21 protein-coding genes and 6 tRNA genes are annotated in these 19,484 nt (G+C 71.0%); 9 read left to right on the top strand and 18 right to left on the bottom strand.

The window, feature by feature from the left end; translation table 11 throughout:
• Positions 1-17: 17 nt before the first annotated feature.
• The 5 genes from ACF1FZ_RS09275 to ACF1FZ_RS09295 form a co-directional block, all read right to left on the bottom strand.
• Positions 18-878 carry a carbohydrate ABC transporter permease gene (locus ACF1FZ_RS09275; RefSeq protein WP_391772742.1) on the bottom strand — a complete coding sequence of 287 codons (861 nt, stop codon included), beginning with the start codon at positions 876-878 and terminating at the stop codon, positions 18-20.
• Positions 875-1,867, bottom strand: coding sequence for a carbohydrate ABC transporter permease (locus ACF1FZ_RS09280; protein ID WP_391772976.1), 993 nt, complete (start codon positions 1,865-1,867; stop codon positions 875-877). Before ACF1FZ_RS09280 ends, ACF1FZ_RS09275 begins: the two co-directional genes overlap by 4 nt.
• Before the next feature lie 10 nt (positions 1,868-1,877).
• Positions 1,878-3,164 carry an ABC transporter substrate-binding protein gene (locus tag ACF1FZ_RS09285; RefSeq protein WP_391772743.1) on the bottom strand — a complete coding sequence of 429 codons (1,287 nt, stop codon included), beginning with the start codon at positions 3,162-3,164 and terminating at the stop codon, positions 1,878-1,880.
• Between the two features lie 209 nt (positions 3,165-3,373).
• Positions 3,374-3,445 (bottom strand) — tRNA-Val (locus tag ACF1FZ_RS09290).
• Between the two features lie 54 nt (positions 3,446-3,499).
• Positions 3,500-3,955 carry a TIGR02611 family protein gene (locus ACF1FZ_RS09295; RefSeq protein WP_391772744.1) on the bottom strand — a complete coding sequence of 152 codons (456 nt, stop codon included), beginning with the start codon at positions 3,953-3,955 and terminating at the stop codon, positions 3,500-3,502.
• Between the two features lie 190 nt (positions 3,956-4,145).
• Here ACF1FZ_RS09295 and ACF1FZ_RS09300 point away from each other — a divergent pair, with 190 nt between their 5' ends.
• Complete coding sequence (locus ACF1FZ_RS09300) at positions 4,146-4,559, top strand: SsgA family sporulation/cell division regulator (RefSeq protein WP_003959770.1); 414 nt, start codon at positions 4,146-4,148, stop codon at positions 4,557-4,559.
• 406 nt (positions 4,560-4,965) lie between these two features.
• The gene (locus tag ACF1FZ_RS09305; protein WP_391772745.1) at positions 4,966-5,523 is read left to right on the top strand and encodes a CGNR zinc finger domain-containing protein; all 558 of its coding nucleotides are present in this window, start codon (positions 4,966-4,968) and stop codon (positions 5,521-5,523) included.
• A 65-nt stretch (positions 5,524-5,588) separates the two neighbouring features.
• On the opposite strand, the gene ACF1FZ_RS09310 is transcribed toward ACF1FZ_RS09305, so the two are convergent.
• The 3 genes from ACF1FZ_RS09310 to ACF1FZ_RS09320 form a co-directional block, all read right to left on the bottom strand.
• Positions 5,589-5,744: a hypothetical protein gene (locus ACF1FZ_RS09310; protein WP_391772746.1), complete on the bottom strand. Its 156-nt coding sequence runs from the start codon at positions 5,742-5,744 to the stop codon at positions 5,589-5,591.
• A gap of 199 nt (positions 5,745-5,943) precedes the next feature.
• Positions 5,944-6,963 carry a LacI family DNA-binding transcriptional regulator gene (locus ACF1FZ_RS09315; protein WP_391772747.1) on the bottom strand — a complete coding sequence of 340 codons (1,020 nt, stop codon included), beginning with the start codon at positions 6,961-6,963 and terminating at the stop codon, positions 5,944-5,946.
• A 301-nt stretch (positions 6,964-7,264) separates the two neighbouring features.
• Complete coding sequence (locus ACF1FZ_RS09320; RefSeq protein ID WP_391772748.1) at positions 7,265-7,744, bottom strand: hypothetical protein; 480 nt, start codon at positions 7,742-7,744, stop codon at positions 7,265-7,267.
• A 154-nt stretch (positions 7,745-7,898) separates the two neighbouring features.
• On the opposite strand from ACF1FZ_RS09320, the gene ACF1FZ_RS09325 reads away from it, so the two are divergent.
• Positions 7,899-8,414, top strand: coding sequence for a DsbA family protein (locus tag ACF1FZ_RS09325; RefSeq protein WP_391772749.1), 516 nt, complete (start codon positions 7,899-7,901; stop codon positions 8,412-8,414).
• A 20-nt stretch (positions 8,415-8,434) separates the two neighbouring features.
• On the opposite strand, the gene ACF1FZ_RS09330 is transcribed toward ACF1FZ_RS09325, so the two are convergent.
• The 3 genes from ACF1FZ_RS09330 to ACF1FZ_RS09340 form a co-directional block, all read right to left on the bottom strand.
• Complete coding sequence (locus ACF1FZ_RS09330) at positions 8,435-9,271, bottom strand: GNAT family N-acetyltransferase (RefSeq protein ID WP_391772750.1); 837 nt, start codon at positions 9,269-9,271, stop codon at positions 8,435-8,437.
• A gap of 105 nt (positions 9,272-9,376) precedes the next feature.
• Positions 9,377-10,198 (bottom strand): aminotransferase class IV, encoded by an 822-nt coding sequence (locus tag ACF1FZ_RS09335; RefSeq protein ID WP_391772751.1) that lies wholly within the window; start codon positions 10,196-10,198, stop codon positions 9,377-9,379.
• Positions 10,195-11,247 (bottom strand): chorismate-binding protein, encoded by a 1,053-nt coding sequence (locus ACF1FZ_RS09340; RefSeq protein ID WP_391772752.1) that lies wholly within the window; start codon positions 11,245-11,247, stop codon positions 10,195-10,197. The genes ACF1FZ_RS09335 and ACF1FZ_RS09340 overlap by 4 nt, the downstream gene beginning before the upstream one ends.
• Before the next feature lie 144 nt (positions 11,248-11,391).
• On the opposite strand from ACF1FZ_RS09340, the gene ACF1FZ_RS09345 reads away from it, so the two are divergent.
• The 5 genes from ACF1FZ_RS09345 to ACF1FZ_RS09365 all read left to right on the top strand — a co-directional run bounded on the left by ACF1FZ_RS09345 (position 11,392) and on the right by ACF1FZ_RS09365 (position 11,837).
• Positions 11,392-11,464: transfer RNA gene (locus tag ACF1FZ_RS09345), tRNA-Gly, on the top strand.
• Between the two features lie 37 nt (positions 11,465-11,501).
• Positions 11,502-11,575 (top strand) — tRNA-Cys (locus ACF1FZ_RS09350).
• 1 nt (position 11,576) lies between these two features.
• Positions 11,577-11,648: transfer RNA gene (locus ACF1FZ_RS09355), tRNA-Val, on the top strand.
• Positions 11,649-11,667: 19 nt separating this feature from the next.
• Positions 11,668-11,739, top strand: a tRNA-Val gene (locus tag ACF1FZ_RS09360).
• A gap of 23 nt (positions 11,740-11,762) precedes the next feature.
• A tRNA-Val gene (locus ACF1FZ_RS09365) sits at positions 11,763-11,837 on the top strand.
• A gap of 153 nt (positions 11,838-11,990) precedes the next feature.
• Here ACF1FZ_RS09365 and ACF1FZ_RS09370 read toward each other — a convergent pair.
• The 5 genes from ACF1FZ_RS09370 to ACF1FZ_RS09390 all read right to left on the bottom strand — a co-directional run bounded on the left by ACF1FZ_RS09370 (position 11,991) and on the right by ACF1FZ_RS09390 (position 15,702).
• Positions 11,991-13,340, bottom strand: coding sequence for an OFA family MFS transporter (locus ACF1FZ_RS09370; RefSeq protein ID WP_391772753.1), 1,350 nt, complete (start codon positions 13,338-13,340; stop codon positions 11,991-11,993).
• A 129-nt stretch (positions 13,341-13,469) separates the two neighbouring features.
• Complete coding sequence (locus tag ACF1FZ_RS09375) at positions 13,470-13,781, bottom strand: zf-TFIIB domain-containing protein (protein ID WP_391772754.1); 312 nt, start codon at positions 13,779-13,781, stop codon at positions 13,470-13,472.
• A gap of 63 nt (positions 13,782-13,844) precedes the next feature.
• Positions 13,845-14,807, bottom strand: a complete 963-nt coding sequence (locus ACF1FZ_RS09380; RefSeq protein WP_391772755.1) for a phosphotransferase family protein — start codon at positions 14,805-14,807, stop codon at positions 13,845-13,847.
• Between the two features lie 209 nt (positions 14,808-15,016).
• The gene (locus ACF1FZ_RS09385) at positions 15,017-15,223 is read right to left on the bottom strand and encodes a hypothetical protein (protein ID WP_391772756.1); all 207 of its coding nucleotides are present in this window, start codon (positions 15,221-15,223) and stop codon (positions 15,017-15,019) included.
• Between the two features lie 221 nt (positions 15,224-15,444).
• A complete protein-coding gene (locus ACF1FZ_RS09390) occupies positions 15,445-15,702 on the bottom strand; it encodes a hypothetical protein (protein ID WP_391772757.1) in 258 nt (85 codons plus the stop codon).
• Positions 15,703-15,907: 205 nt separating this feature from the next.
• On the opposite strand from ACF1FZ_RS09390, the gene ACF1FZ_RS09395 reads away from it, so the two are divergent.
• The gene (locus tag ACF1FZ_RS09395) at positions 15,908-17,227 is read left to right on the top strand and encodes a protein kinase (protein WP_391772758.1); all 1,320 of its coding nucleotides are present in this window, start codon (positions 15,908-15,910) and stop codon (positions 17,225-17,227) included.
• Positions 17,228-17,243: 16 nt separating this feature from the next.
• Here the strand turns inward: ACF1FZ_RS09395 and ACF1FZ_RS09400 are convergent, their stop codons facing one another.
• Both ACF1FZ_RS09400 and cobA read right to left on the bottom strand, forming a co-directional pair.
• On the bottom strand, positions 17,244-18,068 hold the full coding sequence (locus ACF1FZ_RS09400; protein WP_391772759.1) for a TrmH family RNA methyltransferase: 825 nt from the start codon (positions 18,066-18,068) through the stop codon (positions 17,244-17,246).
• An 82-nt stretch (positions 18,069-18,150) separates the two neighbouring features.
• Positions 18,151-19,404 carry a uroporphyrinogen-III C-methyltransferase gene (gene cobA, locus ACF1FZ_RS09405; protein WP_391772760.1) on the bottom strand — a complete coding sequence of 418 codons (1,254 nt, stop codon included), beginning with the start codon at positions 19,402-19,404 and terminating at the stop codon, positions 18,151-18,153.
• Between the last annotated feature and the right edge of the window lie 80 nt (positions 19,405-19,484).

The following is a 19,484-nucleotide window of genomic DNA, read 5'->3' on the forward strand; positions in this document are numbered from 1 at the left end:
TTCGTCGCCACGGTGCGTCAGCCCTTCAGGCCCGAGGTGGCCATGCCGTCGATCAGGTACCGCTGGAAGGCCACGAAGAAGGCCAGGACCGGAAGCAGGGCCACCAGTGACATGGCGATCATGCCGCCGTAGTCCGCCACCGCGTCCTGGTCGATGAACATCTTCAGCCCCAGGGAGACGGTGTAGTTGTCCGGCTCGTTGAGGTACAGCAGGGGGCCCATGAAGTCGTTCCAGGCGTTGATGAACGTGAAGATCGCACTGGTGACGAGCGCGGGCCGGCAGAGCGGCATGACGATGGACCAGTAGGTCCTCAGGTGGCCGCAGCCGTCCAGCCGTGCCGCCTCGTCGAGCTCCTTGGGCAGGCCGCGCATGAACTGCACCATCAGGAAGACGAAGAAGGCGTCGGTGGCCAGGTACTTGCCGATCAGCAGCGGGGTGAAGGTGTTGATCAGCTCCAGTTTCTGGAACAGGACGTACTGCGGAATGATCAGTACGTGGTACGGCAGCAGGAGGGTGCCGATCATGATGGCGAACATGACGGTGCGGCCGGTGAACCGTACCTTCGCGAAGGCGTAGGCGGTCAGCGAACAGGACAGCACCACGCCGACCACGGAACCCACGGCTATGTACGCCGAGTTCAGGAAGAAAGTCGAGACCGGGATGTCCGCGATGCCCTCGGTGAGCCGGCTGTAGTTGTCACCGGTCGGGTCCGCCGGGAACAGGTCCAGGGCGCCGATGATCTCGGCGCTGGGCTTGAACGAGGCCCCCATCGTCCACACCACCGGGTAGAGGACCACGGCGAGGATGACGAGCGCACCGAGGTGCCAGGCGAGTGCACCTGGGCCCCGGCGCCGTACGGCTGCGTATCGGAGGCTCATCGGCCGCCCTCCTCGTAGTGCACCCAGCGCTTCTGGGACCAGAACAGCACGGCGGTGACCAGGCCGACCGCGAGCAGCAGCAGCCATCCCATGGCCGATGCGAAGCCCATGCGGCTGTTCACGAACCCTTGTTCGTACAGGTAACAGGTGTAGACGAGCGTCGCGTCGGCCGGCCCGCAGCTGCCGTTGCTGACGATGTAGGCCGAGCCGAAGATCTGGAACGAGTGGATGGTCTCCAGCAGGACGTTGAAGAACAGCACCGGCGAGATCATCGGCAGGGTGATGTGGAAGAACCTGCGCCAGCGGCCGGCTCCGTCCACCTCGGCCGCTTCGTACAGTTCCCGCGGGACCTGCTTGAGGCCGGCCAGGAAGATGACCATCGGCGCGCCGAACTGCCAGACGGTGAGGGCGATCAGCGCGTAGACGATCATCGAGGGGTCGCCGATCCAGCCGCCGGCCTCGACGCCGAACACCTTCTGCGTACGGTCGACGATCGCGTCGTCCGAGAACAGCGCGCGCCAGACGATGGCAGCCGAGACGCTCGCGCCGATCAGGGACGGTGCGTAGAAGGCGGCCCGGTAGAAGGACTGGCCCCACCGCTTCTGGGCGAGCAGCATGGCGACGGCGAGCGCGGCGGCCAGCTTGACCGGGGTGCCGATCAGCACGTACCAGGAGGTGACCTCGACCGACTGGCGCCAGCGGGGGTCCGCGAACATGTCGGTGAAGTTCTGGAGGCCGATCCAGCGCGGGGCCTCGAACAGGTTGTACTCGGTGAACGACAGGTACAGCGAGAACACCATGGGCCCGGCGATCAGGAACAGGAAGCCCGCGATCCAGGGCGACATGAACAGGTAGCCGGCCACGTTCTCGCGGCGGCCCGGCCGCTTCGGGGTGGTGGGCGGCGCGTTTCCTCCGGGACCGCTCCTCTTGGCGACGGAGTGGTCGTCCCCGGCGGCGAGCACGTCCGGGGAGGTGCGGATGTGAGTCACCACGGTCCTCTCAGTTCGAGGCGAGGGCGGTCTTCGCCTCGGAGAAGAACTGCTTGACGGAGTCCTTCGGCGAGGTCTTGCCCAGAGCCAGGTCGGCACCGATGCGCAGGAAGGCCGCCTCGATGACGTCCGCGCCGGCCGGGTGCGGGGTGATGGGCTCCAGGACACCCGCGTCGGCGATCGCGGTCTCGTACGCACCGATGGCCTTGCTGGGTGCGTCGGCGGGCTGGTAGGCCTCGAACTGCGCGGAGGTGGCGGGCACGCCGCGGTCGTATCCCATGATCCGGGCGACTTCGGGGTCGTGCGTCATGAAGCTGATGAAGGTGGCCACTTCGGCGGGGTGCTCGGTACGCGCCGAGCCGCTCAGCATCAGCGACCCGAGGTACTGTCCGGTCTTCTTTCCGTCGGTGCTCGGGATGGGCGCGAGGCCGTAGCTGCTCCTGCCCTCCGCGCTGTAGCGGACCGAGAAGTTGTCCCAGGTGAACTCGCCGGCGGACAGCCCCTTGGCGGTCGCCGATGCGGGCTTGATCTGCTCGACCTTGCTGGGGTCGGCGTAGAGCCCGGACTTGACCCGGTCGAGGGCTTCGGTCCAGTACGGCAGCAGTTCGGCCTCGCCGAAGCCCATGCCGTCCTCCGTGAAGAAGGCCTTGCCGTTCTGGCGCAGGATCAGGTCGTACAGGTACATCACGCCGTGCGGACCCGCGTCGCCGGCGATCTTCTGCCCGCTCTTGATCTTCTCCAGACCGGCGAGCCAGTCGTCCCACGTCCAGCCGATCTCGGGCGTGATGCCGGCCTTCTCGTACACCTTCTCGTCGATGACCAGGGCCATCGAGTTGCTGCCGACCGGGACGCCGAGCAGCTTCCCGTCGATCTCGGCGAACTTCTCCAGCCCGGAGCGGAAGCCGGTGAGGTCGAGGTTGCCCTTCTCCGCCTGGGGGCCGAGGTCGAGGAGGACGTTCTTCGCCTCGTACTTGCGCAGGAAGGTCACGGCGTTCTGGATGACGTCCGGGGGGTTGCCGCCGGCCGCCTGCGTGTTGAACTTCTTCCAGAAGTCCGCGTACTGCTGGAAGTCCGTCTTCACCTTGATCTTCGGATGCTTCTTCTCGAAGAGGCCGACGCACCGCTGGATCTTCTTGGCGCGGTCGTCCGCCCCCCACCACGAGTGCCGGATGGTGACCGGCCCACCGGAACCGCTGCCACCCGAGCCGCAGCCGGCCGCGGTCAGCCCCAGACCGGCCGCCGAGAGGCCGGCCAACTTCAGCAGCTGCCGCCTGTCCATGCCGTTGTCCCGAGACATAGCTCGCCCCCACCATTCGCATTGAATCGTTTTAGAAAGCGCTTGCTGGGTCAAAGTAAGGAGCGGCACCGGGCGCGTCAACGGTTAGGACGAAATTCCGGGGGCCTGACGGCGGGCCGAACACCCGGCGCGGGCGGCAGTGCGGGGCGCAGGCGGAAACGCCGATGGCCCGGAAGCTTCTGAGAAGCTTCCGGGCCATCGGTCCGGGGTGGGCGATACTGGGTTCGAACCAGTGACCTCTTCGGTGTGAACGAAGCGCTCTCCCACTGAGCTAATCGCCCCGGCGCACGGCACACATTACCCCATGTCAGCGGCGCCTCAGGACCATCACCAGGTCACTGATCGATCTTCCACGGCATCGCTATGCCGAACTTCCAGACGTAGACCCCCACCAGTACCGCGATGATCACGAGCCCCACCGTGGTGAGGATGACGTTGCGCCGCCGGACCTTGGGATCGAGGGCGCGCTGAGCGGCTTCGGTGACCTTGCGCCGGGTCCAGCGCAGGACGAGCTGCGCCCAGACGAACTCGGTCGCCCAGATCGCCATGCCGCCGAAGATCACCAGCCATCCCGGCCCCGGCAGCACCAGCATCAGGACGCCCGCCCCGACCACCGCCAGGCCGACGACGAAGATCCCGACCTGCCAGCTCAGGTGGAGCACCCTCGATTTCTTGATGAACCCGGGCGCCCGCGAGCCCAGCTCCCGCTCCGCCACCCGCTCGTCCCCCGCAGCGGGCTCAGCGACCACCCTCACGGCAGCCTCTTCCCGCTCGTCACTCTCCGCGTTCATGCGTCCCAACCTACCGGAACCACGGGCGTCACCGGAATGGACGCATGACCCAAAGTTACACACCCCCGGACGAACGACCTGAAGCATCACAAATAGGTCAGAGGGGTTTACAACGCCACCGTAGGTGGCATGTCGATTTCGCCGACGTGCGAATCCCCGAGCGCACACTGAGCGAAAGGCCCTGGCGCTTATGAACACCACGGTCAGCTGCGAGCTGCACCTGCGCCTCGTTGTGTCGAGCGAGTCCTCACTGCCTGTACCCGCGGGCCTGCGGTATGACACGGCCGATCCCTATGCCGTGCACGCCACCTTCCACACCGGAGCGGAGGAGACGGTCGAATGGGTTTTCGCCCGTGACCTCCTTGCCGAAGGGCTGCACCGGCCCACCGGCACCGGAGACGTCCGCGTCTGGCCCTCACGAAGTCACGGCCAAGGCGTCGTCTGCATCGCACTGAGCTCCCCGGAGGGCGAAGCCCTGCTGGAAGCCCCGGCGAGGGCCCTGGAGTCGTTCCTGAAGAGGACCGACGCCGCGGTCCCGCCCGGTACCGAGCACCGTCACTTCGACCTCGATACGGAGCTCTCGCACATCCTGGCCGAGAGCTGAGCCAGGCCGAGAGCTGCGGGACGCCGTCCGACTCGGGGAGACGGCGTCCCGCGGACAACGTCACAGGGCAGTCACCGGCGCCGTCGCCGCGGAACCCACCGCGGCGGGGGCGTCGCTGCACGCTCCGGCCGCGGTGGGTTCCGCCTGGGACCGCGCACCGAAGCAGGACGGCGGCCACCGGACGTCGTCGCACCCGCATCACCCGTCACATGAACCTCACCCTTGACTGCCGGAACCTCCTGCGGAGCCGCCAGGGCCCCACAGGCCGCAGCGATGCCGCCCCGCCGGGAAAAAAGGGTGCGGCAGCCCTCCCGGGGCCCGCACCGGGCCCTGGGAGGCTTCGCCGAGCCAGTAGAGTCACCGGGCATCGGCGGGCGCCCGCCCGCCGGAGGCCAGGGAGCGAAGCGTGCTGATCCCCCACGACACCCGGATCGCCCTCGAAACGGTGGTCGATCTGATGAACACCGCACCGGAGAGCGAGGCGGGCGACGGGCTCGCCGATGTCGCCGCGCTCTACGACTTCGCGGAGCGCCATGACATCAGCGGCGTCGGCGTCCTCGGCGACCAGGACCTGCGCGCCGTGCAGGACGTCCGGAGCCGGTTCGCCGAAGTGTTCGCGGCGCCGGACGCCCGCACCGCCGCGGACCTCGTCAACAGCCTGGTGGCCGCGGCCGGCACCACTCCCCAGCTCACGGACCACGACGGCTACGACTGGCACGTCCACTATTTCGCACCGGGCGCCTCCGTCGCGGACCACCTCGCGGCCGACTGCGGCATGGCCCTGGCCTTCATCGTGGTGGCGGGCGAGCGGGAACGGCTGCGTCGCTGCGAGGCCCCGGACTGCCGTGACGCCTTCGTCGACCTCTCGCGCAACCGCTCCCGCCGTTACTGCTCGAGCCGCACCTGCGGAAACCGGCTCCATGTCGCCGCCTACCGGGCCCGGCGCCGGGAAGCGGCCGGCTGACGCCCGCACGCTCCTGGCGCCGCGGCGGGCCCGCGGCCCGGAGGGTGCCCGCGGCCGACAGCCGCTCACAGGATGAAGAGATCGTGCAGGGCGGCCATCAGCAGCAGGCCACCGACGACCGTCAGGAAGATCATCAGCGGCGGCTGGGAAAGTGCGAAGAGGCAGCCACGTGGCTCTTCGGCGGGGGGTGCGGGGGCGTCGCCCCGGGATGTGTCCAGCATCTCGTAGCGATCATGACGCAGAGAGGCTCCTGTTGGCGATCAACAAAGCCTTTCGCGGGACGCGTTCACCCACTCCCGGATGAACGGATTCGCTCGCGCGCCCGAAGACGCCCCACGTGTTCGCCCCCTCACGTCCCACGGGTACGTACGACCTGCCCGAGCGCCGGTCACGGCCCCGGCGGCGGGGGCCCCGCAGGGGTCAGCGCGGGGCCGCGCTGGAGGCGCGGACGACGAGTTCCGGCTGGAGCACCACGCTCCGGTGCCGGTGACCGCCGCCCTCGTCGTCCGCCTCTTCCAGGAGGAGCTCGGCCGCCATCCTGCCCATCACCACGGCGGGCTGCCGGACCGAGGTGAGGGGCACGGCGGCGGCCGCGGCGAATTCGATGTCGTCGTAACCGACGATGGCGACGTCCTGCGGCACCCGTACGCCGGCGGCGTACAGCGACTGCAGGACACCGAGCGCCAGCAGGTCGTTGGCGCAGAACACGGCGGTCGGTCTGGGCACGAGGCCGAGCAGTCTGGCCCCGGCGTCACGGCCCGCCGCCACGTCCAGGCGGTCGGAGGGGATCTCGACGAGCGCCTCCGGACCGAGCCCTGCCTCGGTGAGCGCCGCGAGGGCACCCTTACGGCGGTCCCTGATCTGATGGAGATCGCCGGGCCCGCTCACGTAGGCGACGGAGCGGTGTCCCGCCGAGACGAGATGCCCGACGGCGAGCATGCCCCCGCGGACGTCGTCCACGGAGACGGCGCAGATGTCGGCGGACGCCGCCACCCGGTCGACCAGCACGTACGGAATCCGGTGGCGGGCGAAGGCTTCGAGGTTGCCGCCGGTCGCGTCGGCCGGGGTCACCAGTACCCCGCAGACCCGCTGTTCGGCGAAGAGCCCGAGGTACTCGGCCTCCTCCTCCTGGCTCTGGCCGCTGTTGCAGACCATCACGCCGAGTCCGGCCTCCCGGGCCGCGCGCTCGGCACCGCGGGCGATGTCGACGAAGAACGGGTTGCCCATGTCCAGCACGAGCAGCGCCATGATGCGGCTGCGGCCCGCCCTGAGCTGCCTGGCCGACTCGCTGCGCACGTATCCGAGTTCCTCGATGGCCGCCAGCACACGGGCCCGGGTGTCGGGGAGCACCGCCTCGGGGCGGTTGATCACGTTGGAGACCGTGCCCACCGAGACTCCGGCCTGCCGGGCCACGTCCTTGATCCCTGCCACACGCCCCACTTGCCCTGCCCCACTGATGCGTTCGGCCACCGCGCGTCGGCGCCGGGTCCCTGGTCCACGGACGGACGGCGCGGTCCGACACGCCGCCGCCCGGGCCGTACTCCCTGGATTGAATTGTTTCAATCCGCTCGGGACGCTAACCGCACCTTCCGGATACCGTCAAGGCCGAGGCGGCACCACCCGAATATACCGACGCCCGGGCAGCCACAGACACCTCGACGCCCACCGGAAGGCATGAATCGATTCACACCCTGTCCGTCACGCCGTGGTCCCTCGCGAGGCGCACGGCGCCGGACGTCCGTCAGATGCCGTGCTTCTTCAGGATGGCCTCGATGTCGCTGAAGTCCTCACCGGGCGCGGCGGCCTGCTGCGGCTTCCCCTTCGGCCGATCCCGCACCGTCGGCCTCTCCTGCGCCTGCGGAGACCCTGCGGCCCCGGGTGCCAGTGAGGGCGACGATGCGCCCGGCGCGACGGCCGACCTCTGCCCGGCGGCCCGTGCGGCCCTGCGCTCCTTGCGGGTCGAACCGCCGCGCCGCTCCACGGCGCGTGTGGTCATGAAGAGCAGCCAGGCCACGGCCAGCAGGCCGAAACCGATCCACACGCCCGGCTTGAAGACGATGCCCGACACCCACTCGACGACGCCCGTCATCACCAGGCCGACGGGCACCAGGGAGTAGGCGGCGATGCGGGTCGCCGTGAGGAACCGCTTCCGGTACGCGGTGATCGCGGCGATGCCCAAACCGGCCGCCGACACCGCGGAACAGATCGTCTCGGCAAGCATCGGGGCCTCCAGCGGTCGGGACGTGTCCCTTCCATCCTGCACCGCCCACGGCCGCCGGGGCCACGGTGCGGGCTCACATCAGGGACATTTCAGGGCCGCGGTCATCCCCAGGTCCCGATTGGGAGGAGCCGGCCCCGCCTGGAAGACTGACCGCATGAGCGATTCCCCCTCCGCAGCGCCGGTCGTCCTCGACCTCTGGTGCGAACTCGAGTGCCCCGACTGCCATCGGGCCCTTTCCGACGTCCACGCCCTGCGCGCCCGCTACGGCGACCGGCTGGAGGTCCGGCTGCGCCACTTCCCGCTGGAGAAGCACAAGCACGCGTACGCGGCGGCGCAGGCCGCCGAGGAGGCGTTCGTCCAGGGCGAGGGCTGGCCGTACGTCGAGGCCGTGCTCGCCCGCACCGCGGATCTCGCCCGCGCGGGCGAGCCCCTGCTGCTCGAAGTGGCCGGCGGGCTGGGGCTCGACGCCGAGGAGTTCGACACCGCGCTGATCGACGGCCGGCATCTGCTGGTCGTGGACGCGGACCAGGCCGAGGGGAAGGCGATCGGCGTCACCGGGACTCCGACGTATGTGATCGGTGACGAGCGGCTGGACGGCGGGAAGAGCCAGGAGGGGCTGCGCGCGCGCATCGAGGAGATCGCCGACCGCCTGCTCGCCGGCCAGGGCTGACGGCCGGGCGTTCCGCCCGGCTACAGGGCCTTGGCGAGGTTGTACTGCGTCACCTCGTAACCGAGCGACTCGTACAGTCGCAGCGCGGGTGTGTTGGAGGCGAAGACGTGCAGGCCGAGCACGCCGAGGCCGGCGCCGAGCGTGATGTCCTCCGCGAGGTGCATCAGCGCCCGGCCGTGACCGTGTCCCCGGTGTTCCTCACGCACCTCGATGTCGAACACGTAACCGAGGCCGTCGCCGTCCGGCGTCTCACGCCGGGCCACCCAGACATGGCCGAGGACGGCTCCGCCGTGGACGAGGACGTGGAAGTACATGCCGGGCGTGGCCAGACCGCCCGGCAGGTTCATGGAGTGGTCCCTCTCGGCCTTGCGCCAGGCCTGCTCCTCCGGAACGCCGCGCTCCGCCCATTCCCGCGCATACGCCCCGACGCTGGTGGCCGCCCACGCGGCGTACTCCTGCTCCGTCATGGGACGCCCCGTGACCCCGGCGGGCAGCGCGGGGGCGGTCCGCCGGAGGGTCTTCCGCATGTTCCGGCTGCGCTCGGTGTAGCCGAGCACGGCTGCCACGGCCCGGGCGGCGTCGTTGTCCGCGGGGACCACCAGGCTGACCTGGGTACAGCCCCAGCCGCGCAGCACCTCCTCGGCGGCGAGGGCCGCGATGGTCCCCCGGCCGCGCCTGCGGTGCGCCTCCTCGATGCGGAGCGACCGGAGTACACCCGCAGAGGGACCGAACGCCGGGTCGGTGGAGACGGCGACGGCGCCCACGGGCCGCCCGTTGTCGCACACGTCGTACGTACGTGCCCGCGCGCCGTCGGTGCCTTGCTGGACCGGCCCGGCCGGCCGGATGGTCGTGGTCATCCCGGAGTTCTATCCGCTCGACGGCGGCCCGTCACCCCCTTTGCGGATTCCGGATCTGCGGCCTCGCGGATTCCGGAGCCCGGACCGGTCGCACGGAGGCGGGGCTCACGGATCGAGATCGCCCGCCGCCCGCTCGTCGAAGACCCGCATGGCCTTGGCCGTCACGGGCCCGGGGGCTCCCGGCAGTTCCCGCCCGTCGACCCGGTGGACGGCCTGGATGTCACGGAGTGTGGAGGTCAGGAAGATCTCGTCGGCCCGCTCGACCACGTCCAGCGGAAGGTCGGTCTCCTGTGCGTCCGTCCACTCCACGACCAGGGCACGGGTGATCCCGGCGAGGCACCCCGAGGTGAGGGGAGGCGTGTGGATGCGGCCGTCGAGGACGACGAAGACGTTGGAGCCGGTTCCTTCGCAGAGCCGTCCGACCGTGTTGGGGAAGAGTGCCTCCGAGGCGCCCTGCTCATGGGCGCGTGCGAGAGCGACGACGTTCTCGGCGTACGAGGTGGTCTTCAGGCCCGTCACCGCGCCGCGTTCGTTGCGCGTCCAGGGGACGGTGACCACGGCGGTGCTGTCCGGGCGGCGTGTCGTCTCGCCGAGGGCGACCACCAGGCTGGGCCCGGCGTCGCCGCGGTCGGAGCCGAGCGGTGAGAGGCCGCCGGTGTAGGTGATCCGCAGCCGGCCGAGCTCCATGGGATTGGCCTCGGTGACGGCCGCCACCGCGCGGCGGACCTCGTCGTGGTCGGGGTCGGTCAGGCCCAGACCTCTGGCCGAGCGTGTCAGCCGGCCGAGGTGCCGGGTGAGGGCGAAGGGGCGGCCCCCGGCGACCCGGACCGTCTCGAAGATGCCGTCCCCCACGGTCAGCCCGTGGTCGAGCACGGACAGCCGGGCGTCATCGGCGTCCCGCAGTCCGCCGTTGACCCAGATCCTCATGACGCGGTCCTTCCTGTTTCCTCGTGGGCACCCGACGCTACAGCGAGCAGCCTGGACGCCTTGAGTTCGGTCTCCGCCCATTCGCGTGCCGGATCGGATCCCCAGGTGATGCCGGCCCCGGTACCGAAGCGGAGGAGCGGGGCGGGCCCGGTCCGGTCGATCCAGAAGGTCCTTATGCCGACGGCCAGTTCCGCGGTACCCCGGTCGGCGTCCACCCAGCCGACCGCTCCGCAGTACGGGCCGCGGGGTGCCGTCTCCAGGGCTTCGATGATCCGCAGTGCGCTGGTCTTGGGCGCGCCGGTGACGGAGCCCGGCGGGAACGTCGCGGTGAGCAGCTCGGGCCACCCGGCGCCGTCGGCGAGCCGTCCGCGCACGGTGGAGACGAGGTGGACCAGCCCCGGATGTTTCTCCACGGCGCAGAGGTCGGGGACGCTGACGCTGCCGGGCGCGCAGACACGGCCCAGGTCGTTGCGGACCAGGTCCACGATCATCACGTTCTCCGCGTGGTCCTTCTCCAGCAGATCGTCCTCGGTGCGCCCGGTGCCCTTGATCGGCCCGGATCCGACGATCCGGCCTTCGCGGGAGAGGAAGAGCTCCGGAGAGGCGGTGGCGATCTCCACCCCGTGTTCCGGAAGCCGGATCGTGCCGGCGTACGGGGCCGGGTTGCCGCGGGCGAGCAGAGCGGTGAGGGCGTCCACGTCGGCCTGCGGACCGGGCAGCGGCGCGGACAGGACCCGGCAGAGGTTGGCCTGGTAGACCTCGCCGGCCGCGATGTGTTCACGGATCCGCCGTACGCCGGCCATGTAGGCGGTCCTGCCGAGTGAGGACACCCAGTCCCGCGGGCCGGGTCCCCGCCAGGCCCCGGGCACGGGGAGGGGGACCTCCTCGGGCCGCACGGTGGCGAAGCGGGCGCAGACCGTACGGCCCTCGAAGTCCGCACTCACCGCCCAGAAGCCGGATGATTCGAGAGCTGCGGGGTCGCTGGTGACGTCGCGCAGCCCGGAGGCGACGAGGCCGCCGAAGCGGGCAAGAGGAGTGAGGTCGCGCACGTGACCGAGTCTAGGGCGGCACGCGGTGACCTGCGGCGGGCGACGGCGGCGCAGCACGCTGCGCAAACGCGTTTTTGTGCTGGCCCGGGAATCCGCTAGAGTTCAACACGTCGCCGGGACGCGCAAGCGGACCGGGAAAGACAAGCGGACGTAGCTCAGTTGGTAGAGCGCAACCTTGCCAAGGTTGAGGTCGCCAGTTCGAACCTGGTCGTCCGCTCGCAGAAGGTGGGGGATCTTCCCGAACCCCCGCCCCTGGTGGAGTGGCCGAGAGGCGAGGCAACGGCCTGCAAAGCCGTCTACACGGGTTCAAATCCCGTCTCCACCTCCAAGGACGATTAGCTCAGCGGGAGAGCACTTCCCTGACACGGAAGGGGTCACTGGTTCAATCCCAGTATCGTCCACAGGTCCGCAAGGATCCCCGCGCGATTAGCTCAGCGGGAGAGCGCTTCCCTGACACGGAAGAGGTCACTGGTTCAATCCCAGTATCGCGCACGCAGTACACGCAGGGTCACCCCGCGCGATTAGCTCAGCGGGAGAGCGCTTCCCTGACACGGAAGAGGTCACTGGTTCAATCCCAGTATCGCGCACCAGCCGAAGCCCCCCGGTCGTCTCGACGACCGGGGGGCTTCGTCGTGGGCGGCGCGGGTCAGCCGGTGAAGAGCTGGGTGGCCTTGCGGACGAGCTCGTAGAGGCCGTACGCGAACGGCACGGCGACCCAGAGCCAGACGAACACCATGAGCGGCTTACGACTGCTGGTGGACACGGGGGCTCCCTTCCGGTGCCTCGTGGAAGCGTGCGTGGACCGGGCGGATGCATTCGTTGGCGACGAAGCCGATGACCAGCAGCCCGATCATGATGGTCAGGGAGGTCGTGTAGAGGCTGGGGCCGCTGCGTCCCGCACGCTCCCCCGCGTCCGCGACCCGGTTGACGATCAGCGGGCCGAGCACTCCCGCCGTGGACCAGGCGGTCAGCAGGCGGCCGTGGATGGCTCCCACCTGGTACGTGCCGAAGAGGTCCCGCAGATAGGCCGGAGCGGTCGAGAAACCTCCGCCGTAGAAGGAGAGGATCACGAGCGCGCAGCAGATGAAGAGCGGCTTGGAGCCGTTGCCCAGCTGGGCGATGATCACGTACATCAGCGCGCCGACGCCGAGGTAGACGCGGTACATGTTCTTACGGCCGATCAGGTCCGAGGTGGAGGACCACAGGAGGCGGCCGCCCATGTTGGCCAGCGAGAGCAGGGCGACGAAGCCCGCCGCGGCGGAGACCGAGACCGGGGTGGAGGTGTCCGCGAAGAAGTCCTGGATCATGGGCACGGCCTTCTCGAGGATGCCGATGCCCGCGGTGACGTTCATGCAGAGGACCACCCACAGGCACCAGAACTGCGGGGTGCGCAGGGCGTTGCGGGCGGAGACCTGGGCGTTGGTGACGAGTCTGCGGGTCTCCTGCTTCGGCTCCCAGCCCCCGGGGAGCCAGCCCTCCGGCGGCACCCGCACGAGGAGGACCCCGAGTGCCATGAAGAGGGCGTAGACGACGCCGTGGACCAGGAAGGCCCTGGCGATGCCGGAACGGTCCGTACCGAAGCTCTCCAGCATTCCGGTGGACCAGGGCGAGGCGATGAGCGCGCCGCCGCCGAACCCCATGATGGCGATGCCGGTCGCCATGCCGGGGCGGTCGGGGAACCACTTGATGAGGGTGGAGACCGGCGAGATGTATCCGATGCCGAGGCCTATGCCGCCGATGAAACCGTAGCCGAGGACGACGAGCCAGTACTGGCCGGTGGCGGCGCCGAGCGCGGCGACGAGGAAGCCGGAGCAGAAGCAGACGAGGGAGACGGACATCGCCCAGCGGGGGCCGTTGCGCTCGACGAGGGTGCCGCCGAAGGCGGCCGAGAGGCCGAGCATGACGATGCCCAGCTGGAACGGGAGTGCGCTCGCGGTGCCCGAGAGGCCGAGAGCGGATTCGAGCGGGGGCTTGAACACGCTCCAGGCGTAGGCCTGTCCGATGGAGAGGTGCACGGCGAGCGCGGCGGGCGGTACGAGCCAGCGGCTCCACCCCGGGGGCGCGACAGTCCTGGACCTGTCGAGGAAGTTCATGGACCCGCACTTTAGGCATCGGCCATGGTCATGCCTAGATCATGAACGGAAGTCCGTCGTCCGTGTGCAATGCGGGTCCGGGCGCCGGCCCGGACCCGCCCTGCGGCATCACCCGCCCGGCGGGCCGGGTCAGGAGCTGAACAGCATCCGGCCGAAGCTCTTCTGGCGGTGGTGACCGCCGTAGTGCCCGCCCTGGTGCGGTGCTCCCCAGGCGGGGGCCGGCGCAGCGGGGTAGGCCTGCGGGGCGGGCTGCGCGGGGTAGGCCTGCGGGGCGGGCGGTGCGGGCGGTGCCTGTTGCGCCCACTGCGACTCCAGACGAGTCAGGGACTCCAGCTCGCCGTAGTCGAGGAATATCCCCCGGCAGCCGCTGCACTGCTCGATCTGGACACCGTTGCGGTTGTACGTGTTCATCTGGGCGTGACACTTGGGGCACTGGATCATCGAGTGGGCTCCTCAGTCGTGACGACGTCACCGGAACGCATGCCCGGTGACGATCGCCTTACCCTACGACGCGCATGCGGACACCAACTCGGGCGGGAGGGATGCAATTCGGACACATGCGTCGATCATCAACTGTTCCACCTCATCCGGACTGCGGTCCTCCGCCACGGACTTGGCCAGGGCGAGGGCGGCCGCCTGCACGGTGAGCGCACGCGCCACGACGTCGAGCTCGGGCCAGGGGTCCCCTTCGGCCCGCACGGCCGGGCCGCCGGCCGCCCGGTAGGTGTCGAGGAACCGCAGCCAGGTGCCGGGCGGCAGCAGCCCGGCCGCATACCAGGCGGCGGGCCGCGCCAGGTCCCAGGCGGGATCGCCCAGGCCCGCGTCGTCGAGGTCGATCAGCAGCCAGGGGCCGTGGTGCGCGGGGTGCCGAACGAGTTGGCCGAGGTGCAGATCGCCGTGGCAGAGGAATCCGGCCCGGCGCCCGGGCATCGGAGCCTCGGCGCGGGCCCAGCCGGGCAGCCCGCGCCAGGCGGCGAGCACGGGCGTGACAGCCGGGTCTCCGGGGCGGGCTGCGCACATCCGTGCCACGGCGCGGGCCGCCTTGGCGGGCCCGCGCATGGGCGGGAGGGGGTGGGGCGGCGGGGTGCGGTGCAGCCGGGCCAGGAGGACGGCGGCTTCCTCCCAGGGGGCGGCGTCGGGGTCCGTGGGGTCGACGGGCGTGCCGTACGGCCAGAGGCTCACGGTGCGGCCCTCGACGCTGCCGGGCGGGCCGTCCGGGGCGGGGAGCGCCGGGAGCAGGACTCCCTCCAGGTGAGGAGAGACGGCCAGGGACAGGCGGGCGGCCAGAGCGGGCGGCTCCGAGCCGGGGGCGTGGGCCTTGACGACGACCGGACCGCTGCGGACCACTGTCCCGTCGGGCCGGTCCGCGAGCACCTGGGGCGGAGCGCAGACGCACGGCACCGCGCCCGCGTGCGCGGTGCCGTGCGCGAGGTCGCCCAGCGCGCGTACGACGGGGGTGGTGGTCATCGGTTCGGCTCCCGCTGGGGTGATCGGCCGGCCTCGCGGCCGACGCCGGTGATCGTACGCGGCCGCTCCGGAAAGGGGCCGGACAGCGCGATGTCCGGCCAGCTCCCCAGCTGACCGGACAAACGCTGCCGTCCGCCGCACCCCCGTCCCCACGGGGCTGTTGGCCGGATGTCCCGGTCCGGACCGCTCTTCCGGACCCGGGGCGCCGCTCAGCGCCCCAGCATCACGCCCACGGACGACGCCTGTGTGACCACTGCGTCCCAGCCGCCGAAGACGACGACCAGCAGGGCCGCCAGAGGAAGGACCATGGCCGTCGCCACCAGTGGATGGCGCGTGCCGGACGGGCGCACGCCGACCGAGGCGTAGCCCCTGGGTCCCTGCGTGCGGATCATGGTCCGCGTGGCCGTGTCCGCCATGGTTCCTCTCCTGACCTGTTCCGGAGCGGCGGGCGTCTGGCCTCGGGGGACGAGTTTCCACGCCCGCCGCTTGACTCCAACACTAGGGAGGCGGAAGGCGCCCGGCATCATGCCCGCGTACCGATTGCCGGGCCTCCCGGAGGATGAGCCGGCCGCCTTCGGTGTACTCCCCAGGGTGGAGAACCGGTGCTGGTTACGGCACCCGGTACCTAGGGGGTGCCCTAGGAGCCCAGGCCTCCTGTGACGGGCCGCTCCGAGGCGTCCTCCCCGGGGACCGGCTGTTCGACCAGGGCGAGCACCCTGGTCGCCATGAAGCGGGCGGTACGGACGACTGATCCACTCCGGGTGACTTCACTCACTTCCACCACACCCCGGCGGACCGCTGTCTCCACCCGGCGGCCTGCCCTGGAGGCCACCACTTCGTACGTCCTGGTCGTGTCACCCGCGTCCACGACTATTTCCACACGATCACCCTTCATTGATCCAATCCCCCTTCTGCGACGGTCTTTTGAGATCTCGCACGGGCCGCAGAGCCTGGATCCGCTGCTCCTTGACCACTTCTCAATTCTTCCACCCGGCACTGACAATCGATGAGCCTGCGAGGGCGCGGCCTCTGAGCACGCCGCGCCACGGGTACGTAAGCTGTGCCTCGTCAGGCGGACCGGCAGCGGGGATGGGCAGACGATGGCGATGATGCGGCTCCGGCGCGAGGACCCGCGTGTCGTCGGCTCGTTCAGGCTGCACCGGCGACTCGGCGCGGGTGGCATGGGCGTCGTCTACCTGGGTTCCGACCGACGTGGCCAGCGGGTGGCGCTCAAGGTGATCCGGCCGGACCTGGCGGAGGACCAGGAGTTCCGTTCGCGCTTCGCTCGCGAGGTGTCCGCCGCCCGGAGGATCCGCGGCGGCTGCACCGCCCGGCTGGTGGCCGCCGACCTGGAGGCGGACCGTCCGTGGTTCGCGACACAGTACGTCCCGGGCCCCTCGCTGCACGACAAGGTCGCCGAGGAGGGCCCGCTGCCGGCCGCCGAGGTGGCCTCGATCGGAGCAGCGCTGTCCGAGGGCCTGGTGGCGGTGCACGAGGCCGGGGTCGTCCACCGTGACCTGAAGCCGTCCAACATCCTCCTCTCCCCCAAGGGCCCCCGGATCATCGACTTCGGTATCGCCTGGGCGACCGGGGCCAGCACGCTCACCCATGTCGGGACGGCCGTCGGTTCCCCCGGCTTCCTGGCACCCGAGCAGGTGCGCGGTGCGGTCGTGACGCCTGCGACGGACGTGTTCTCGCTGGGTGCCACCCTGGCCTACGCGGCGACGGCCGATTCGCCCTTCGGGCACGGCAGTTCCGAGGTGATGCTGTACCGGGTGGTCCACGAGGAACCGCATCTGTTCGATGTGCACGACGCACTCGCCCCGCTGGTACGGGCGTGCCTGGCGAAGGACCCGGAGGAGCGGCCGAGCACGCTGCAGCTCTCCATGCGGCTCAAGGAGATCGCCGCGCGCGAGGCGCAAGGACTGCACGAGCGCCGGCCGCCCTCGCAGCGGAACGAGCAGGAGACGGACCGGCCGACGGGCCGCATGGAGGGTCCCTACACCGAACAGGCGACCCGTCGTGCGACCGGGGGGCCCGCCCAGGCGTCGCGCGCCCCGGGGCGGCGCTCCGCCTCGCCGCGCCCGGCAGCCCCTCGCACCGGCGGCTCGCAGTCCCGGGCGTCGCGGGGCGGTTCACGCCCGGGTCAGCAGCCCCGCCGGCCGAAGGGCACGAACGGCAGACAGGCCTCCCGGCCCGGTGTCCGGACGACTTCGGCCGGCCAGGGCGGGAAGCGGCGGCCGGCCAACCCGCGGCTGCTGCGTCAGCGGCTCGTCGTCTTCGTCGTGGTGACGCTGCTGGTCGCCCTGGGGATCGCGGCCGCTCAGGGGTGCCAGGGCCCCGCACAGGGGCTGGGTGGTACACCGCCACCGGCGTACGACCGGGCCGCCGTCCACCCGGGCCAGGCGGACGGGACCTGAGGGGACGGCCCTGGGGTCAGGCGGGTTCGGCCCGGGTCGCGTAGAAGGCGACGGCAGAAGCCGCGGCGACGTTGAGCGAGTCGACGCCCGCGTCCATCGGGATGCGCACGTGGGCATCGGCCGCGCCGAGTGCCTCCGGCGTGAGGCCGTCGCCCTCCGTGCCGAAGACGAGCGCCAGCTTCTCGTACCGCCGGGCCACGAGTTCGTCCAGGGTGATCGACGTGTCGCTGAGGCACAGCGCGGCGGTGGTGAAGCCGGCCTCGCGCAGCAGGCCGGTGTCCTCGGGCCAGGACGTCAGGCGGGTCCACGGCACGTGGAAGACGGATCCCATCGAGACCTTGACCGCCCGCCGGTAGAGCGGGTCGGCGCAGCGCGGGGTGAGCAGGACGGCGTCGACGCCGAGAGCGGCCGCGTTGCGGAAGGCCGCTCCGAGGTTGGCGTGGTCGACGATGTCCTCGAACACGGCGACCCGCCGTACGCTCTCCCGCTCCGGGGACAGGATCTCCCCCACGCCGGGGAGCGGCTTGCGCTGCATGGAGGCGAGGGCCCCGCGGTGCACGTGGTAACCGGTGACCCGCTCGGCGAGAGCCGGCGTGACCGCGTACACCGGTGCCGTGGCCTCGTCGATCACATCGCGCATGACATCGATCCACTTGGCGGAGAGCAGCATGGACCGCATCTCGTACCCGGCGTTCCCGGCGCGCCGGATGACCTTCTCGCCCTCGGCGATGAAGAGGCCCTCTGCGGGCTCCCGGCGGCGCCGGAGCTCGACGTCGGTCAGGCCGGTGTAGTCGCCCAGGCGCGGGTCGTCCGGGTCGTCGACGGTGATGAGTTCAGCCACGGGGTGCTACTGCCTTGCTCGGGGGCCGGTGTGGGGTGGTGTACGCAGGACGTGCCGCCCGGCGGGCCGGGTGCACGGCCGCTCAGCCTTCGAGCGGGCCGGCCGGGCCCGTGCCGACGGCGACGACGTCGCCGATGACGATGACGGCCGGGGGGCGTACCTCTTCCTCGACGGCGCGTGCCCCGACGGTCCCGAGGGTCGCGTCGACCCTGCGCTGGGCTGCCGTGGTGCCCTCCTGGACCAGGGCCACGGGGGTCTCGGGGGACTTGCCGTGGGCGATGAGCGCCTGGGAGATGGCTCCGATCTTGTCGACGGCCATCAGAAGGACCAGGGTGCCGCGCAGCTGCGCGAGGGCCTTCCAGTCGACCAGGGATCGCGGGTCGTCGGGCGCCACATGGCCGCTGACCACCGTGAACTCGTGCGCGACACCCCGGTGGGTTACGGGGACCCCGGCCGCTGCGGGCACCGAGATCGAGCTGGAGATCCCGGGGACGACCGTGCAGGCGATGCCCTCCGCGGCCAGGGCCTGCGCCTCTTCCATGCCACGGCCGAAGACGAACGGGTCGCCGCCCTTGAGGCGCACCACGGACCTGCCCGCCCTGGCGTGGTCGATCAGCGCCTGGTTGATCGCCTCCTGCGCCATGTACCGGCCGTACGGGATCTTCGCGGCGTCGATCACCTCGACGTGTGGCGGGAGCTCGTCGAGGAGGTCGCGCGGGCCGAGCCTGTCGGCGATGACCACGTCCGCCTCGGCGAGGAGACGACGGCCCCGGACCGTGATCAGGTCGGGGTCACCGGGACCGCCGCCCACCAGCGCGACGCCGGGGGCGCGGGTGCGGTGGTGCGGGGCGGCGAGCGTACCATCGCGCAGCCCCTCCACGATGGCGTCGCGGACGGCGGCGGAGTGCCGGGGGTCACGGCCCTGGGAGGTGGTGGTGAGGACGGCGACCGTGATGCCTTCGCTGCGGCCGGTGGCCGGCGTCCAGGCGGTGGCCGCCTCCGCGTCATCGCTCCGGACGCACCAGGTACGGGTGCGCTCGGCCTCGGCGGACGCGGCGTCGTTGGCGGCGGCGTCGGACGACGCGACGAGGGCGTACCAGGTGTCGGCGAGGTCACCGTCCTGATACCTGCGGCGCTCCCAGCGGATCTCACCGGTGTCGGCCATCGCCTCGACGGAAGCGGTCGCGGACGGGGACACCAGGGTGATGTCCGCCCCGGCCGCGATGAGGGCGGGCAGCCGGCGCTGCGCGACCTGGCCGCCGCCGACGACGACGACGCGGCGCCCGTTCAGGCGCAGTCCGACGGGGTAGGCAGGGTGATCGTCATGCTCGGCCATGGTCGTGCGGGCTCCTCGTGCAGGGTGCGGTGTGCTGCGGGCCGCTGCGGCGGTGGAGCGGCGGTGACGTGGACTGGGTG

The sequence above is a fragment of the Streptomyces sp. NPDC014623 genome (assembly GCF_043088245.1).
Taxonomy (GTDB): Bacteria; Actinomycetota; Actinomycetes; order Streptomycetales; family Streptomycetaceae; genus Streptomyces.